The following is a 16,269-nucleotide window of genomic DNA, read 5'->3' on the forward strand; positions in this document are numbered from 1 at the left end:
TTCCCTTTCTCGTCGGTGGACCGTCCTCGCGATCCAGTGGCGGTCACCGCTCGGCCGCCGCGCCGGCGCTGCTCGCCGGGGGCGGCGCCACGGGTCGCAGTATCCCAGCCGTCACGAGAGTGGCCAGGCAGGCGCCCGCTTCGACGTCCGGGATCACCACCGCGGTACGTTCGCACTCCTGGAGCAGCCGCACCACCTCCGCGTTGGCCCGCAGCGCCCGTCCGGTGAGTCGGTTCACGCAGAAGGTCTCACCGGGCCGCGGCACGAGCTGGGCTGTGGGTTCCCGCAAGTAGGCCGGGGCCCGGTGCGCCGGGGGCGGGGCGGGCGCCGGGTCGGCCGTGAGCAACCCGTGCCGCAGCAGCGCCACCAGCAGGTGTCCGGCCTCGGCCGTCACCCCGCAGACCTCGACGCGCCCCAGGTCACCGGCCCGCACCCAGTCCTCGAAGGCGTCGGCCAACGCGGCGGGCATCTCGGCGAAGGCGCCGGTGTCACGGTTGACGAGCAGAGCCCGCGGCCCGTCGGCGGGGGTGAGCACCGGCGCGACCGGCCGGTGCCTGGCCGTCCCCTCGGCGCGGCGGACGACGAGGTCGGGCGGCAGGGCGGCGGGCCACAGCCGGGCGCCGTCCACCTCGGGGCGGCGGGGCCGGGCGAGCTGGACTCCCCGCGGGTAGGACGCTGAGTGGTCCCGGCTCAGGAAGTCGGCGACCTGCCACAGGTAGCCGCCGGTGTTGCGGCAGAACAGCGGCGGCAGCGGGTCGGTCCTCACCGGACCGGCCGGAGCACCATGACCGCCGTGCCCATGCCGACGGCCGCACCGTCCTGTACCTCGGCGCCCGACACGTCCTCCATCTCCAGGCCGGCCTGCCTGGCCAGCGGCGCGATGGAGGAAGGCGTCCACAGCCGGTCCCGCAGGTCACACACCATGCCCTCGATGTCGCCGTCCTCGGTCCAGCCCGACTGCACGAACGTCGAGCGGCGCAGGATCAGGCGCTCGGCGTCGAACCTGTACGCCCACCAGATCAGGGCCGCCCTGCCGTCGGAGGTGCGGAACGGCACGACGGTCGTCCTGTTGTCCATGAAGGCCAGCTGTTCGGGTGTGCCGTCGGCGAGCACCGCGATCAGAACCCTGCTGGTGTCGTCGCGGAGCTGGTCGCGCGCGGTGCGCAGCAGCCGGACGAGACGGTCGTCGTCCACGACGAAGTTGACGGTGGCGTCCCCGAACGTGACCACGTCGAACCGGCGCCGCCTGATGTCCTCGGGCAAGTCGAAGATGTCGCCGACGCGGGCCTCCACCCGGTCCTTGGCGCCCGGGGGGATGTGGGCGCGGAAGCGGTCAATGGCGATCTGCGAGATGTCCACGCCAATGCTGTCGCCGAGCGTGTACCGCTCGCTCAGGTGCAGCAGCAGGCGTCCGTCCCCGCAGCCGAGGTCGAGCACGCTGTGGCCGTCCGCAACGACCCGCTCGGCGGCCGGGAAGTCCCAGGTCGCCCGCACGGTGGTCGCCTCGTATTCGTCGAACAACGGGTCGTCGAAGTAGTACTGGCTGACCCGCAGGCGGGCGAGCCCTGATTTGACGATCTTGTCCAGGGGAGGCTGCAGGTCTATCTCCTCGAGGCCGATCGAGGAGCGTTCGAAGCGGCTGATTCCCTCAGACATGCGCTTCCTCATTCCTTTCGTACGTCGATGACGCTCGGACTCCGCGGTTCAGCAGCGCACCCGTGACGCCGGCCGCGGCGGCCGCGCATCCGCAAGCGAACAGCACCGCGCCGCTGTGGCGGACCTGGAACAGGCCGGCGGTCAGGAAGCCCACCAGCACAGAGCTCTGGAGGATCAGTACGTACGCGGGCATGTACTGCTCTCGCCTGTCGGCGGGGACGACCGCCATCACGTACGTCGACATCAGGGTGTTCTGCACGCCGTTGGCACATCCCGCCACCAGGGCCGCGGCCACCAGCCACCACAGGCCGGCGCCCGCGCTCATGGCGATGAGCGCCGCGCCGATGACCGCCGCGCTCAGCGCCGCGCCGGCCGGTTCCCCGAAGCGGGCACATGGCTTCGCCAGTGCCAGCGGGCCGAGGACCAGGCCGATGCTCAGGGTGCTGACGACGAGCCCGTAGTCGTCGGCTCCGTATCCCAGTTCCTCGCGCACGAACAGGATGAGCACGACGTTGAGCATCGACGTGGTCAGGACGGTGACCACCAGGGGGGACACCGCCCGTGTCATCCCGGGCAGCCTTAGCAGCCCCGGCAGCGACAGGACGGCGCGCCCGCCACGGGAGCGCCCGGCGGCGGGCACGTCGGCTCCGTCCGCCGCCATCCGCCGCAGCGTGCTGCCGGCGGTGGCGGCGGCGAGCAGCATGACCACGCCGATTCCCCACAGCGCCGCCACCCCCTGGGCTTTCGCGTACAGCACGCCGCCGAGCGCGGGACCCACGACGTACCCCAGGTTGCGCACCGTCTGCACCGCCCGGTTCATCCGGCCGAGATCTGCTTCCCGCCGGGCCAGGGACGGCAGGAGCACCATCACGGCCGACCACAGCAGCGAGCCGAGGAAACCCAGGACGAAGGCGGCCAGCGCGTAGCCGGCGAAGGCGTCGAGTAGGCCCGCGGCTACGATGACCAGGCTCTCCATTGTGAAGACCGCGACGATCAGGCCCCGGACGCCGATCCGGGTCAGCAGCGCGGGGGCGCAGGGGCTCGCGGCCACGCCTCCGGCGAGCCCGCTCGCCAGCAGCGCCGACATCACCGCGAGCGAGGGGTCCTCGGTCAGGCTGAGAGCGAAGGTGACCTGCGCCATCTCGTCGCCGAAGCTTCCGAGCAACAGCGCGACACAGGCCAGGAGGGCGGTGAGGCCGCCCGGCGCGGCGGTGCCGGCCGCCGAGCCCGGGTGTGGGGTGTGCTCGGTGCTCAAAGGGCTCCCCATCGTGCGAGCGCCGTCACCGCCGTGGCCAGATCCGGGCGCCTCTCACGTTCCCGCTCGTCGTTGAGCCAGGACAGGTCGACCGGTTCACCACCCGCCACCGCCTCGAGGAACACCTCCGTGTCCGCGCGGTAAGGGAAGCCCGTGCAGTGCCCGTTGGCGGCGATCAGCATCTCCTCCAGGCCGTCCAGGACGTACCACTGGAGCGTGGTGACCGGGGACATGGTCACCACCTCGGGCAGCCGCCGCTTTTCCGTGGCGGGCCTGGGCACGTTCAGCCGTCCGCTGCTGTCCGTGACGAGCTGGGCGACGGCCAGCCGGCGCTCCAGACTCCGATCGCTGCCGAGGGAACGCACCGTCTGGAGCAGGAGCCGGTTGTCGGCCGTCAGCGAGGCGGCTCCCGAGGAGTGCGGATCGTGCGACGTGCGCTGCGGGGTGCGCAGCACCGACCGGATCCAGTCCGCGTGGCCGCGTGTGTCCTCCCCGCGCTCCCAGAAGGTGATGTTGACGTTGACGGAGACGCCGTCCTTGCTCTCGGCGACGTGCAGGTGGTCCTCGGGGAAGTACGCGATCCGGTCGGTGGCGTTGCGCAGCGCGGTGCCCTCGGCCTTGTGGACGTCATAATCCGGGGACTTCAGGCCCAGCAGGTCCCGACGCCCGCCGGGCCAGGTGAACATGGTCTTGCCGTCCCGCAGAGTGGCGGCGAAGTTGTGCGCGTGGTCCACGTGGACGCCGGTGTGGGTCGAGGAGTACCGGCCGATGAAGCAGTCGATGTCCACGCGCCCGCCCGGCCGGTGCCCGAGGCAGCGGGCGAGCGCGTCCGCGAAGCGCTTGGCCGTGTCCCACATGGCAGTGCTCGCGGCGTGCAGCCCGAAGTAGGCGATGGCCCATTCCCTGCCGTCGGCGGTCTTGTCCACTCGCTGGAGATAGCCGTCCAAAGAGCCGTCGGCGGGGTCGGGATGGAACTCGGCTAACGGCGAGTCCGTCCGCACGCCATCCACGGCCGTCACGGATTCGGAATGCTTGTTCAGGGCTCGCAGCCGCGGACCGTTGCTGAGGTATTCCGAAAGCGCCGCGAAAATCTCCTCTTCTCCGGCCAGGTGCACGTCTCCCGGACCGAGTTCCGCTGCCCTTTTCCCCCAGACCTCATTCGCAAACTCCGGGCTGAAGAGTTCGGTCTTTGGCACGATCCCGCCCCTTCACGTTTCCTCGTGCTCCACGATGGCCATGTCGTGCGGTGCTTGCCGACGCCCGCCGGGAATTCGGGCGGAGGGGCGGCAAGCGCTCCTTGACACCCCTCCGCAGGTACAGCTCTGCGCGGTGGTGATCAGAGCTGCGCGTACTTGACGTTGGCCTGTACCGGTTCCATGTCGTCCACGCCGAGCTGCGCGTACTTGACGTTGGCCTGTACCGGCTCCACGTCGTCCACGCCGAGCTGCGCGTACTTGACGTTGGCCTGTACCGGCTCCACGTCGTCCACGCCGAGCTGCGCGTACTTGACGTTGGCCTGTACCGGCTCCACGTCGTCCACGCCGAGCTGCGCGTACTTGACGTTGGCCTGTACCGGCTCCACGTCGTCCACGCGAAGTTCCGCGATTTCGAGGGACTGATCAAGAACGATGGACACTGGCAGTCTCCCGTGATCTCGATGACCTACTGGCTGTTCCGTTCACGGTGCCGAGTCAGGCTAACCAGGAAGCAACATGCGCTCAACGGTTCACAGCGGGTTTGACCGAATCGCTGCCCTCGCAGAACAGGTCTTCGGCGCAGTCACTTGGCGTCCGATCTGTCACCGAATCTCTTTCATTCTGTACCTCGGGGGTGAAACGCCCTGGTCGTCGAAGTCGTGGTGACATGGCGAAGCCCCTCGTCGTTGGCGTGGTGATTCCACTCAACACACCGGCGGCCGGGGGGCTTCGTTGGTTCCGTATCCTGCCATGCTCGACGTCCCGCACGAGCTGGTCGAGCATGTCTCCTGGCTGATCCATGCCCCAAGGCGTGAACTCGGCACACGGTGGCGGAAGCTCGGCTGCTTCAAGCAAGCCCTGCCGGCCCTCGCGCACCTACGGAAGAACGAAACGTTGGCGCAGGTCGCGGCGGGTTTCGGGGTGTCCGAGGCGACGGCCTGACGGTACGTGGACGAAACCATCGAGGTTCTGGCCGCCTGGGCGCCGAGCCTGCACGAGGCCCTGGTCAGTCTGGGCGAACGCGCCATCGCCCGGCTGAAGTCCTGGCGGGCGCTACAACGAGCCCGCTGCTCAATCCGACGCCTCGGCCGTACTGTCCGAGTCGTACACGTCCTCCTGACCTGCGACTACGCAGGATGAAAGAGGTCCGGTGACGTTTTTTCAACGAAATGATCCACATGGAGCAGCACGAATCGCTTCATGCGTGAGCAGGCTGGGTGGGACATTGTCCACCTGCGCCTGGGCGGGCTTCACGAAGACGATGACCACTCGGTCCACCTGGTGGAGGTGGGGAGCCGACGGGCGCAGGTTCCGGCAGGTGGAGCTGACGAGGACGAGGCCGCCCTCAGCGGCGGGCCGGAGCCGGATCGGGTGCTCCTGTCCGTTCTCGTCGCAGATGGCCTCGGCTCATTTCCTGACCGATGCTGCATGCCGCGGCTGCCGTCGGTTCTGGTGGGTGGGAATGGGCCGGGCCGCCGTCCTGGGCGGCGCTGAGGGGGGGGGCGGTGTGCGGTACGGCAGGCGGGGAGTGCTGGTGGCGACAGCGGTCGCGGTCGTGGCCTGGATCGACTGACCCGCCCCGGCGGCTGCGGCCCTGTCCGGCGCGGACATGGTGCGGGCGGAGCGGAACGCTACGGCCAGCCTCGGTGCACGAAGACGCCCGGACGTTCCCGCCCGGGCTTCTTCACCGGACGTCCGGCCGGTTCGCCAACCGGCCGCAGGTTGGGGCAGGCCCAACGCGCGCGTCGCCGGCCGGGCCCCGGGCCGCGGAGGGAAGCAGGGCCCGGCGCTCGCCGTCGTGCCCGTGCCCCGCACCGAGCGGCCCGTGGGAACGTCACCGGTCGTGTCGCGAACCGTCGACCTGCCCCGCCCCCCACTCGGAGGCGCATGCCGCCGACCCCGGGAGGGGGCTCCGCGGACATTCGACTCCGGTGGCGCCGCTGTCGGGCCCGCAACTCCGCAGAGCAACCGTGGAACAACATCAGACGGCTCTGCCGACAAGCTCGCCGATTCGCCGACTGCGCTGCGTTGTCGCATCGTTCGCGGGTCCGATCATGGAAGCTGAATCGCCGGGCTCTGTCCACAGGCCGGTGCTTCTGCGGTTGCGAGGCAGCCGGTCCGGCTGGCCGGGCCCCTCCCGGCGGGCCGGTGGCTCCCTTCCGGGTCCCGGTCACCCGCACCGTCCTCGACGGTCGGATGTCTGTACGCGAACAACGCACCGGTGTACGGTCTCGGGTCGACGGACTTTGGGAGCGCTCCCATTCGATGTCTCCGCTCCGCACGAGGAGGAACGCTGTGAAACGCTTACTGGCCATAGTGGCGAGCTGCGCGACGGCCCTGGGCCTGACGGCACTCGCCAGCCCCCAGGCAGCGGCCGCCACCGGCTGCAAGGTCGACTACACGATCACGAACCAGTGGTCGGGCGGCTTCCAGGCCGGTGTGAAGGTCACCAACCTGGGTGATCCCGTCAGCGGCTGGGTCCTCAAGTGGACCTGGCCCGACGGCGGGCAGAAGGTCGTCCAGGGCTGGAACGCCACCTGGTCGCAGTCCGGCTCCACGGCCAGCGCCACCAACGTCGACTGGAACCGCACCCTGGCCACCGGCGGCACCGCCGACCTGGGCTTCACGGCCTCGTTCACGGGCGCCAACCCGAAGCCCACCGCGTTCACACTCAACGGCGTGGCCTGCACGGGCTCCATCGGCGGCGAGGAACCCCCGCCCGACCCGGATCCCGGCCCGGGCACCGGTACCCCGGTGAGCATCAACGGGCAGCTCAAGGTGTGCGGCGTGAACCTGTGCAACCAGTACAACCGCCCCATCCAGCTGCGCGGCATGAGCACGCACGGCATCCAGTGGTTCAGCAAGTGCTACAACAACGCCTCCCTGGACGCGCTGGCGCAGGACTGGAAGTCGGACCTGTTCCGCATCGCCATGTACGTGCAGGAGAGCGGCTACGAGACCGACCCGGCGGGCTTCACCAGCCGCGTGAACAGCTACGTCGACATGGCCGAGGCACGCGGCATGTACGCGATGATCGACTTCCACACGCTGACGCCGGGCGACCCGAACTACAACCTCGACCGCGCCAAGACCTTCTTCGCGTCGGTCGCCGCCCGCAACGCCGCCAAGAAGAACGTGATCTACGAGATCGCCAACGAGCCCAACGGCGTAAGCTGGACGGCCATCAAGAACTACGCCGAGCAGGTCATCCCGGTCATCCGGGCCGCCGACCCGGACGCCGTCATCATCGTCGGCACCCGCGGCTGGTCCTCGCTGGGCGTCTCGGACGGCTCCAACGAGACGGAGGTCATCAACAACCCGGTCAACGCCACCAACATCATGTACGCGTTCCACTTCTACGCCGCGAGCCACAAGGACAACTACCGCGCCACGCTGAGCCGGGCGGCCACGAAGCTGCCGCTGTTCGTCACCGAGTTCGGCACGGTGAGCGCCACCGGCGGCGGAGCGATGGACCGCGCGAGCAGCGTGGCCTGGCTGGACCTGCTCGACCAGCTGAAGATCAGCTACGCGAACTGGACCTACTCGGACGCGAACGAGAGCAGCGCGGCGTTCAGGCCCGGCACCTGCAACGGCAGCGACTACAGCAGCAGTGGTGTGCTGACCGAGTCCGGTGCGCTGCTGAAGAGCAGGATCAGCACCCCCGACGCCTTTCCGGTCGGCTGATCCACCGGCTGACCTGCTCGAGGTGAGTCCTCGAGGACCCTGAAGTGGCGGTGTGGGAGCACTTCCAATTCGGAAGTGCTCCCACCAAGCCCTGGGTGCCGCCCGCGTCGGTGCGGAACCCGCAGCCGCGCCGTCATCTCAGTGAAAGCGGGCGCGTCACCGGCCTAGACCCGTTCCGCCTTGCCCGAGTCCATCGTTCTCGTCCAGCCTCCGCCCGTCAGCTGAGATCTGTCCGGGCGATCACGCTCGCAGCCGGACGGCGGGGCTGTCGCTGTCGCGGTGCGAGAAGGACGAAATCCGTGCTTGCCGTACCCGGCAGCGACAGCCCGATGCTGCTCCAAGGGGTTGATGGCCCGCTCGACGGCGTTGCCGCATCGCTTCTTGCCCATGACAACGTGTCCGATCAGGGGTCTCGCCGAAGCGGCTGCCTCCGGTGAGCTCGCGTCGACGGCCGGCGGGATGGGCCCTCCCGCGGGAACTGACCGCCGCTCCGCGCGACGGCGCGGGATTCGGCCGACCCGTCCATGAACCGGTTGCCGAGCCGCCAGGAGGATCGGCCCGGTCCGCAGGGGTCTGGCGGTCACGGTTCGATGAGGCCGGTGCGGACGGCGTAGCGGGTGAGTTCCAGGCGGTCTTTGAGGCCGAGTTTGTGCAGGAGGTTGGCGTGGTGGCGTTCCACGGTCTTGACGCTGATCACCAGCATGTCGGCGATCTGCTGTGAGGCGTGGCCTTCGGCGACGAGCTTGAGAACCTCCTCCTCACGGTCGGTGACGGGTCGCGCGAGGGCGCTGGTGCCGCCGCGGGTGTGGTCGAGGTGGTGGCGGACGAGGGCGGCGACCGCTCCGGGGTAGGGGAAGGGCTCGTCGCGCATGGCGGCGCGGCAGGCTTCGACCAGGTCGCGGTCGGCGACGGATTTCAGGACGTAGCCGCAGACTCCGGCTTTGAGCGCCTCGAAGAGGTACTGCTCGTTGTCGTACATGGTCAGGATGAGGATGCGTAGGCCGGGCTGGGCGCGGGAGAGTTCGCGGGCGGCCTGCAGGCCGGTCAGGCGCGGCACGGCGATGTCCAGGACGGCCAGGTCGGGTTGCTGGGTGCGGGCTTGTTCGACGGCTTCCGCTCCGTCGCCTGCTTCGGCGACGACGGTCAGGTCCGCCTCGCCGTCGAGGATGAGGCGGACGCCGCGGCGGACCAGGGTGTGGTCGTCGGCCAGGAGGATGCGGGTAGTGGTCGCCTCGGGCATGGGTTACGTCCTCCCGAGGTGGGTGGGGATGGTCAGGCACACCTGGGTGCCGCCGTCGGGGCCCGGGGCGAGGGTGAGGTCGGCGCCGATGAGCAGGGCGCGTTCGCGCATGCCACGGATGCCGGCGCCCTCGGCTGCTCCACTGGTGCCGTGGCCGTCGTCGCGGACGTGCAGGACCGTGCCGACGGGTGTGCGGTGCAGGCCGAGGTCGACGTGGGTGGCGCCTGAGTGGCGGGCGGCGTTGGTGAGGCTTTCCTGGGCGACGCGGTAGAGGACGAGTTCGGTGTTGTGGTCCAGCGGTGGCAGGTGCGCGTCGATATGGGTGCGCACGGTGAGGCCGGGGGTGGAGAACTCACCGGCGAGGGCCTTGAGGGAACTGGTCAGACCGAGTTCCTCCAGGACGCCGGGACGCAGTCGGCGGGCGATGCGGCGGATCTCCTCCAGACTGGCGCGGGTGGTCTCCTGGACCTGGCGGATCTCCTCGCCGACGGGCGGCGGAGCGTGGTCGGCGACGCGTTTGAGTTCGAGGAGGACGGCGGTGAGGGTCTGGCCGATCTCGTCGTGGAGTTCCTGGGCGATGCGGTGACGTTCGGCTTCCTGGGCGGACAGGGCGCGAGCGGCGCTGGTGGCGCGTTCGGCTTCCAGACGGTCGAGCATGGCGTTGAAGGTGGTGATCAGCTCGGCGATCTCACCGTGACCGCCGGGTGTCAGACGCGCCGTGGGCCGCAGCAGGTCGGTGGTGGTCATGACGCGGGTGAGGCGCTGCAGCGGGGCCAGACCGACGCGGAGCAGGGCGGCGTTGGCGACGAGCATGGCGGCCAGCCCCGCGCTGAGGACGGCGGCCTCGGTGATCAGGACGGGGGTGGAGACGGTGACCGGTCCCAGCAGCAGTGCGGTGGCTGTGATCAGCACCACGGCGTTGAGCCCGAAGATCCGCCAGAACAAGGGCACTGGGCACCGCCTCCACCTCACTCACCGTTTTCCTCCACTATGGCCGCCTCACACCGATCGGTCGGCATGTGACGGCGCCGGCTTCCGCCGGCAGGGCGGCCGCCCCGTCAGCCTGAGGACGCGGGCCGCGGGGTGTCCCTAGGGTCCAGCGCCCATGTGTCGGCCGCGTCCTGCGGGTCGTCCTCCCCGGAGAAATGGGGGTCAGTCCCGATGGCGGCTGCTGTCGGGGTGCGTGATGGTGGAAGTGATGCCGCAGCCTTGGTGCCCCGGGAGGAGTTGTGACCCATTCCGAGAACATGGTGCTGGCGGACATCGAAGCGCAGATGGAACGCAGCGATCCGCAGTTCTCCCACGGCCTGGCCTCCGGACAGCCGTGCAGCCCCCGGGAGTACCGGCGCGGACCGGGCTGGCTGCTGCTGGCCCTTTCGCTGGTGCTGGTGGTCGCAGGCTTCGCGCTGCCGCAGGGGCTGCTCCTGGCGACCGGCCTGGTGCTGACCGGGGTGGCCCAGGAGTACCTGTTCGACCCGGCGCGGGGACACACCTGGTTCCGTCGTCTGCACACGCCGTGACGCCCGTGGCTCGGTCCGGTGGGCTCCGCACGAGCGGGCAGATCCGTCGGCTCCGTTGACAGGACGGATTCCGGACGGCGACGCGAGAGCCATCGACACGGTGAGGGAGAGGATTCTGCCGCTTCCCCAGATGCCCCCGAGGGCCATGGGAGCCACTGCCATCCCCGTCCCGGCTTGCCGCCCCAGCCTCCGTGCCGCTTCGGGAACGGACGCTGTCGGGTGCGCGGGCGCTTCACTCACCGCGGGCGGTCCCGTCCTGACCGCTTCGCCCGTCGCCGGATTCCGCAGCCGTTTCGCCACGCGCTCACCGATGTCGGCGGCCTGCACCGGCCATGGACCTGCCGAGGACCGGAGAGGGCCGGCTCGTGCCCACCGCCCACCTCCGGGCCGGCCTGTCCGGTCGTCGGCCCTGGGCCGCAGCGGCGCGGACACCGGCCGACCGGGTGGCCCGGGTCCCGAACCGTGATGTCCGGACTCCGCCCCCGGCCGCTCTCCTCATGACCTCGGCGCAGCTGGTTCCGCTCGGCCCGCACCAGCGCGGTGCCTCGTGACCCCCGCCGGAGCGGACAGCGACCTGGAGGGCGTTGCCCGCGGTGGTGGCGCGGTATGCCTGGACGGTGATCGAAGCAGCGAGGACATGGAGATGGGCAGATGACGTTGCCGGAGCTGTACACGGCGCTGCTGGGCGGCGGCCTGGTGCTGCTGGCCAGCATCGCCGCCGCCCGTATCGCCCACCGGGCGGGCCTGCCCAGTCTGCTGCTGTTCCTGGCCATTGGTGTGCTGGCCGGCGAGGACGTCCTCGGTGTGGAGTTCGATGACGCCCAGCTCGCCCAGTCTCTGGGCATCGCGGCCCTGGCCGTCATCCTCGTCGAGGGCGGTCTGACCACCACCTGGGCGGACGTGCGGCGTCTGCTGGCACCCGCCGGAGTGCTGGCCACCGCCGGGGTGGCCGTCTCGACGGTGGCCACCGCGACCGGGGCCCACCTGCTGCTGGGCATGGACTGGTCCCTGGCGCTGCTGCTGGGGGCGATCGTGTCCTCCACCGACGCCGCGGCGGTGTTCGCCGTGCTGCGCTCCCTGCCCCTGCCGCAGAAGGTCACCGGCCTGCTGGAGGCCGAGTCCGGCTTCAACGACGCCCCCACCGTCATCCTGGTCCTGGTCTTCTCCACCGCCGCCGCCGACCTGCCCCATCCCGTTCTCATCGCCGGGAACATCACCTACCAACTGGTCGCCGGCGGCACACTCGGCCTGGTGCTCGGCTGGCTGGGAGTGGCCGCCCTGCGGCGCATCGCCCTGCCGTCCACCGGGCTGTACCCGCTGGCCACCGCCGGTTTCGGGATCATCGCGTTCGCCGCCGCCGGAGCGACGAACGCCAGCGGCATCATCGCCGCCTACCTGTCCGGCCTGGTGCTGGGCAACAGCCGCCTGCCGCACCGCGCCGCCACCCGCTCCTTCGCCGAAGGAGCGGGCTGGCTCGCCCAGATCGGCCTGTTCGTCATGCTCGGGCTGCTGGTCACCCCCAGCGAGCTGCCTGCCGCGATCCTCCCGGCCCTGGGTGTCGGACTGGTCCTGCTGCTGGCAGCCCGCCCGGCCTCGGTCCTGATCTGCCTGCTGCCCTTCCGCGTCCCGTGGCGCGAGCAGGCGTTCGTCTCCTGGGCCGGGCTGCGCGGAGCCGTACCCATCGTGCTCGCCACCTTCCCCATCGTCGCGGGCGTTCCCGGTGCCCGCGACCTGCTCAACATCGTGTTCGTCCTGGTGGTCCTGTTCACCCTCCTGCAAGGGCCGACGCTGCCGGCCGCCGCCCGGTGGCTGGGATTGACCCGGCCCGGTGCGCTGCGCGAGGTCCAGGTCGAGACCGCCCCGCTGGACGTGCTCGACGCCGACCTGCTGACCGTCACCGTGCCCGAGGGGTCCCGGCTGGCCGGGGTGGCGGTATTCGAGCTGCGGCTGCCGCCCCCCACCGTGCTCACCCTGATCGTCCGCGATGGCACCACCCTCGCCCCCCGGCGCGATACCGTGCTCCGCGCGGGCGACGAACTGCTGCTGATCACCACCCCGGCCACCCGCGAGGCGACCGAACGGCGCCTGCGGGCGATCGGCCGCCGCGGCCGCCTGGCCCACTGGTTCGGTGAGCACGGAACCCTGGAGCCCACCGGCCGCGACGGTGCCGCATGAACCCAGCTCTCACCGGGGGCCACGGCGGCGCCGACGGGCTACCCGCCGGGCGAGGTGGGGGCCGCTGACCGGCCGGCACACGATCAGCACCGCCAGCACCAGAGCACTGGATCGGGAATGGCGCTCGGTATCGGCTCGCCACCCCGGATCGTGCAACAGCAGCCGCAGCGGCGCCCGGACGAGGCCGGCCCACCAGGCCGCGGATGCGGGGGATAGCGTCCAGCAGGGGCACGGGCTGGGTGACGTCGTGGCGGCTTCCGCTGGTCAACGACACCGCAAGGGGTGTTCCGTGCCGGTCGGTGACCAGGTGGTGCTTGCCGCCTGGCGGCCGCGGCCGACCGGCGAAGGTCCGGTGTCAGCCCCATTACCTTCTTCGTGGCCTCGCAAGGAGGCTCCCGGCCTTCGGCCCCGGTATGACTTGAGCCCCCAGTCGAGATGATCGAAAAGGTGGTGTCGCCGGTGTCGGAGGCATTGGCAGACCGCTGATTAGAGGCACGAGCGCCGATCCCTCAACCGGGTACGGCAGTCTCTTCGTAACGTGGATGCCGGCACGCTGATGCCGCAGGTGAGGCCGGGGAACAGGCGAGGGCGGGAGCGACGGTCGTGACGGATGAATCTGGTATCGGCGTCTATCTGGGGCTGGATGTCGGCAAGGGCGAACATCACGCCGTCGCCGTCAACCGCGCTGGGAAGAAGGTGTTCGACAAGCCGTTGCCCAACAGCGAGCCGAGGCTGCGGGAGCTGTTCGACAAGCTGCGGGCCAAGCACGGGACCGTGCTGATGGTCGTCGACCAGCCGGCTTCCATCGGAGCTCTGCCCCTGGCAGTCGCCCGGGGTGCGGGCTGCCAGGTCGCCTACCTGCCCGGGCTGACCATGCGGCGGATCGCCGATCTCTACCCTGGTGAGGCCAAGACCGATGCCCGTGACGCGTTCGTCATCGCGGACGCTGCCAGAGCGATGCCCCACACCCTGCGGGCGATCGACCCCGCTGACGAGACGGTCGCCGAGCTCGCGATGATCGCAGGCTTCGACGACGACCTGGCGGGCGAGTCCACCCGGATCGCCAACCGGCTCCGCGGCCTGCTCACCCAGATCCATCCGTCGCTGGAACGGGTCCTGGGTCCACGAATCCAGCACCCGGCCGTGCTCAGGCTGCTGGAGCAGTTCGGCTCCCCGGCCCAGATTCGCAAAGCCGGAAGGCGACGACTGGTCACCCTGATACGGCCGAAGGCACCGCGGATGGCCGAGCGGCTGGTGGAGGACATCTTCACCGCACTCGACGAACAGACCGTCGTCGTTCCGGGCACCGACGCGGCCGCGCTGATCGTCCCCAGCCTCGCCAGTTCCCTCACGTCCGTCCTTGACCAGCGCAAACTCCTCGCCGCAAGGATCGAAGAGCTCCTGGAGGCCCACCCTCTTTCACCGGTCCTGATCTCGATGCCCGGCATCGGGGTCAGGATCGCCGCCCGCATCCTCATCGACATCGGTGACGGCAGCAGCTTCGCCACCGCCGGCCACCTCGCCGCCTACGCCGGTCTGGCACCTGTGACCAGGAGCTCCGGCTCATCCATCCGCGGCGAACATCCTTCACGACGCGGCAACAAGCAGCTCAAACGGGCCTTCTACCTCGCCGCGTTCGCCTCGCTCTCCCAGCCTGAGTCCCGCGCCTACTACGACCGGAAACGCCGCGAGGGCAAACACCACGTCGCGGCCCTCATCGCACTCGCCCGACGCCGCATCGACGTCCTCTTCGCGATGCTCCGCGACGGCACCTTCTACCAGTCACCCACCCCGGCTACAGCTTGACGAAGCCCATAGAGGCACCTTTTCAGAACCCGGATGTGCGAGCCGTCGATCGCGGCGTCCTCCAGGTCCAGCAGGCCGGCTCTGCGGAGTTCCGCGAGGAGAATGGCGTGCAGGCGGGGCCAGACGTCGGCCTCGGTCCCCTCCTGCAGGCACCGCCGGCACCTCACCCCGCTGCAGCCGATCGCCTCGGTCGGCACGTCCGCCCAAGTCACACCCGTGCGCAGAACGTAGACGACCCCGCGCGGAGCCGCACGGTCATCCGCCGGCAGCCGACCCGGATACCGCCGACGCCGCGGCGGGCGAGGCGGGAGCAGTGGAGCGACATGACCCCACAGATCATCAGACACGCCCACAGATCATCAGACACGAGGTCATCCGACACCTGCGGAACTCCGCCGACCACCAGCCCAACCGCCAAGCCCCTGGAACCACACTCATTCTCAAATGATCAGTCAGGCCGTGGCCACCATGCGGGTCAGCAACTCGCTGGGAGACAAGTCCTCGGCGAAGGTGAGCGTGTGGATGGGAATGCCCGCGCGAAGAACGTCCAGACCACGAACTGCATCGGCATCCGTCACGTCCAGATCTCGGCATGCCTCACCGACGGATCGAACACTCAACAACCCCACCCTCGCCTCGACATCGGGATGGGGAAGTTGATATCGGCCTGTACCAGGCGCGGTGGCTGCGGTGGATGAGTGGTGAGCCGGGTCAGCGTGCCGCGGTCTCGGCGGCGAAGCCGTGCAGGAGGGTTCCGGTGGTATCAGGGTCTTCGAACATGGGTGTGTGGCCGATGCCGTCGAGGATTTTGATCCGGGCACGGGGGACTCGGCGGTAGTCCTGGGCGGAAGACGGCTGCCATCGCCGGTCCTGAGAGCCGAAGATCACCAGGGTCGGCAGGCCGAGGCCTGCGAGCCGGCCGGGAACGGACCGTTCCTTCAGGAACGCGTCAACCGCCTCGTCGGTCGCGGTGAGGCTGCGGTAGGTCATGCCCCGGATATCGGCAATGATCTTGTCGGGGATCTGCACCTCGCGGGTGAACGCGGTGCTCAACGCGTTGCGGATCGTGCTGTCGGTGCGCAGCCGCCAGATCAGCTCCCCTGCCACCGGCGTGGTGATCAGGCGGGCGACGAAGCTTTCACCGAGGAACGCGTCCACCCGCGGGCCAGTGTCGATCAGCGCGATCGCCGCCACCAGGTCGCGACGCTGCTCGGCCAGCGACGAGGCGACGACGCCGCCCGTGGAATGCCCGACGACGGTAGCGCGGCGCACCCCGAGCCGATCGAGCACGGCCCCGACCCGGCGTGCCTGCTGCGCGATGCCGTAGCCATCGGCCGGCTTGGCTGATCCGCCGTGCCCGAGCAGGTCCACCCGCACCACATGCAGGTCCCGCAATGCCGACAGCACTGGGTCCCACCATGCCGTCGAGCCGGCCAGGCCGTGCAGGAACACCACCGTGGGCGCGCCGGGCAGCCCATCCTGCACGACGTGGATGTCTCCGCCGGGAAGGCGCACGATCTGCTCGCCGGAGGCTTCGGCCGTCTCTGTGCGTACTGACACCGCATTCCCCACGAGGAGGACGGCCAACACGCCGACGGCCAGCAGCGTGATCCGTCGCTGCCGACTCCACGCCCGCCCTCCGCGCGGGACGCTCGGCGCCGCGTCCGCGCGGCGGTAGGTGTGTCGATCCTGGGGACTGGTCGTCTCGTCCATGGCTTCTCCGTCGGTCGGTCCGGG

Annotated in this window: 13 protein-coding genes and 3 pseudogenes; 5 read left to right on the forward strand and 11 right to left on the reverse strand. The window is 70.1% G+C overall.

Going from position 1 to position 16,269, the window contains the following annotated elements:
- Window positions 1–43: 43 nt before the first annotated feature.
- The 5 genes from QC029_RS13680 to QC029_RS13700 all read right to left on the reverse strand — a co-directional run bounded on the left by QC029_RS13680 (window position 44) and on the right by QC029_RS13700 (window position 4,502).
- Complete coding sequence (locus QC029_RS13680) at window positions 44–766, reverse strand: hypothetical protein (RefSeq protein WP_279555906.1); 723 nt, start codon at window positions 764–766, stop codon at window positions 44–46.
- Window positions 763–1,656 carry a trans-aconitate 2-methyltransferase gene (locus QC029_RS13685; protein ID WP_279555907.1) on the reverse strand — a complete coding sequence of 298 codons (894 nt, stop codon included), beginning with the start codon at window positions 1,654–1,656 and terminating at the stop codon, window positions 763–765. The genes QC029_RS13680 and QC029_RS13685 overlap by 4 nt, the downstream gene beginning before the upstream one ends.
- Window positions 1,649–2,911, reverse strand: a complete 1,263-nt coding sequence (locus QC029_RS13690; RefSeq protein WP_279555908.1) for an MFS transporter — start codon at window positions 2,909–2,911, stop codon at window positions 1,649–1,651. The genes QC029_RS13685 and QC029_RS13690 overlap by 8 nt, the downstream gene beginning before the upstream one ends.
- On the reverse strand, window positions 2,908–3,837 hold the full coding sequence (locus QC029_RS13695; RefSeq protein ID WP_279555909.1) for a hypothetical protein: 930 nt from the start codon (window positions 3,835–3,837) through the stop codon (window positions 2,908–2,910). Before QC029_RS13695 ends, QC029_RS13690 begins: the two co-directional genes overlap by 4 nt.
- 410 nt (window positions 3,838–4,247) lie before the next feature.
- Complete coding sequence (locus QC029_RS13700; RefSeq protein WP_279555910.1) at window positions 4,248–4,502, reverse strand: hypothetical protein; 255 nt, start codon at window positions 4,500–4,502, stop codon at window positions 4,248–4,250.
- 296 nt (window positions 4,503–4,798) lie between these two features.
- On the opposite strand from QC029_RS13700, the pseudogene QC029_RS13705 reads away from it, so the two are divergent.
- Window positions 4,799–5,247 (forward strand): annotated as a pseudogene (locus tag QC029_RS13705) (transposase family protein).
- 1,155 nt (window positions 5,248–6,402) lie between these two features.
- Complete coding sequence (locus QC029_RS13710) at window positions 6,403–7,791, forward strand: cellulase family glycosylhydrolase (protein ID WP_279555911.1); 1,389 nt, start codon at window positions 6,403–6,405, stop codon at window positions 7,789–7,791.
- Between the two features lie 580 nt (window positions 7,792–8,371).
- Here the strand turns inward: QC029_RS13710 and QC029_RS13715 are convergent.
- Both QC029_RS13715 and QC029_RS13720 read right to left on the reverse strand, forming a co-directional pair.
- Window positions 8,372–9,031 (reverse strand): response regulator transcription factor, encoded by a 660-nt coding sequence (locus tag QC029_RS13715; RefSeq protein WP_279555912.1) that lies wholly within the window; start codon window positions 9,029–9,031, stop codon window positions 8,372–8,374.
- Between the two features lie 3 nt (window positions 9,032–9,034).
- Entirely contained in the window at window positions 9,035–9,982 is a 948-nt protein-coding gene (locus QC029_RS13720; RefSeq protein WP_279555913.1) for a sensor histidine kinase, read from the reverse strand.
- A gap of 278 nt (window positions 9,983–10,260) precedes the next feature.
- On the opposite strand from QC029_RS13720, the gene QC029_RS13725 reads away from it, so the two are divergent.
- The gene (locus tag QC029_RS13725; protein WP_279555914.1) at window positions 10,261–10,551 is read left to right on the forward strand and encodes a DUF3040 domain-containing protein; all 291 of its coding nucleotides are present in this window, start codon (window positions 10,261–10,263) and stop codon (window positions 10,549–10,551) included.
- A 651-nt stretch (window positions 10,552–11,202) separates the two neighbouring features.
- Complete coding sequence (locus QC029_RS13730; RefSeq protein WP_279555915.1) at window positions 11,203–12,726, forward strand: potassium/proton antiporter; 1,524 nt, start codon at window positions 11,203–11,205, stop codon at window positions 12,724–12,726.
- A gap of 178 nt (window positions 12,727–12,904) precedes the next feature.
- Here QC029_RS13730 and QC029_RS13735 read toward each other — a convergent pair.
- Window positions 12,905–13,077, reverse strand: a pseudogene (locus tag QC029_RS13735) (transposase); the annotation flags it as partial.
- A 252-nt stretch (window positions 13,078–13,329) separates the two neighbouring features.
- Between QC029_RS13735 and QC029_RS13740 the strand changes: the two are divergent.
- On the forward strand, window positions 13,330–14,532 hold the full coding sequence (locus tag QC029_RS13740; RefSeq protein WP_279555916.1) for an IS110 family transposase: 1,203 nt from the start codon (window positions 13,330–13,332) through the stop codon (window positions 14,530–14,532).
- A gap of 17 nt (window positions 14,533–14,549) precedes the next feature.
- Here the strand turns inward: QC029_RS13740 and QC029_RS13745 are convergent.
- The 3 genes and pseudogenes from QC029_RS13745 to QC029_RS13755 form a co-directional block, all read right to left on the reverse strand.
- A pseudogene (locus QC029_RS13745) lies at window positions 14,550–14,885 on the reverse strand (transposase); the annotation flags it as partial.
- A gap of 99 nt (window positions 14,886–14,984) precedes the next feature.
- Window positions 14,985–15,110, reverse strand: coding sequence for a hypothetical protein (locus tag QC029_RS13750; protein WP_279555917.1), 126 nt, complete (start codon window positions 15,108–15,110; stop codon window positions 14,985–14,987).
- Between the two features lie 133 nt (window positions 15,111–15,243).
- The gene (locus QC029_RS13755; RefSeq protein ID WP_279555918.1) at window positions 15,244–16,245 is read right to left on the reverse strand and encodes an alpha/beta fold hydrolase; all 1,002 of its coding nucleotides are present in this window, start codon (window positions 16,243–16,245) and stop codon (window positions 15,244–15,246) included.
- Window positions 16,246–16,269 lie beyond the last annotated feature (24 nt).

Source organism: Streptomyces sp. DH37 (genome assembly GCF_029813835.1).
In the GTDB taxonomy this organism is placed as follows: Bacteria; Actinomycetota; Actinomycetes; order Streptomycetales; family Streptomycetaceae; genus Streptomyces.

Coding starts and splice junctions, on each gene's coding strand:
- QC029_RS13685 (WP_279555907.1), bottom strand. CDS start 1,656: ATGTCTGAGGGAATCAGCCGCTTCGAACGCTCCTCGATCGGCCTCGAG.
- QC029_RS13715 (WP_279555912.1), bottom strand. CDS start 9,031: ATGCCCGAGGCGACCACTACCCGCATCCTCCTGGCCGACGACCACACC.
- QC029_RS13730 (WP_279555915.1), top strand. CDS start 11,203: ATGACGTTGCCGGAGCTGTACACGGCGCTGCTGGGCGGCGGCCTGGTG.
- QC029_RS13755 (WP_279555918.1), bottom strand. CDS start 16,245: ATGGACGAGACGACCAGTCCCCAGGATCGACACACCTACCGCCGCGCG.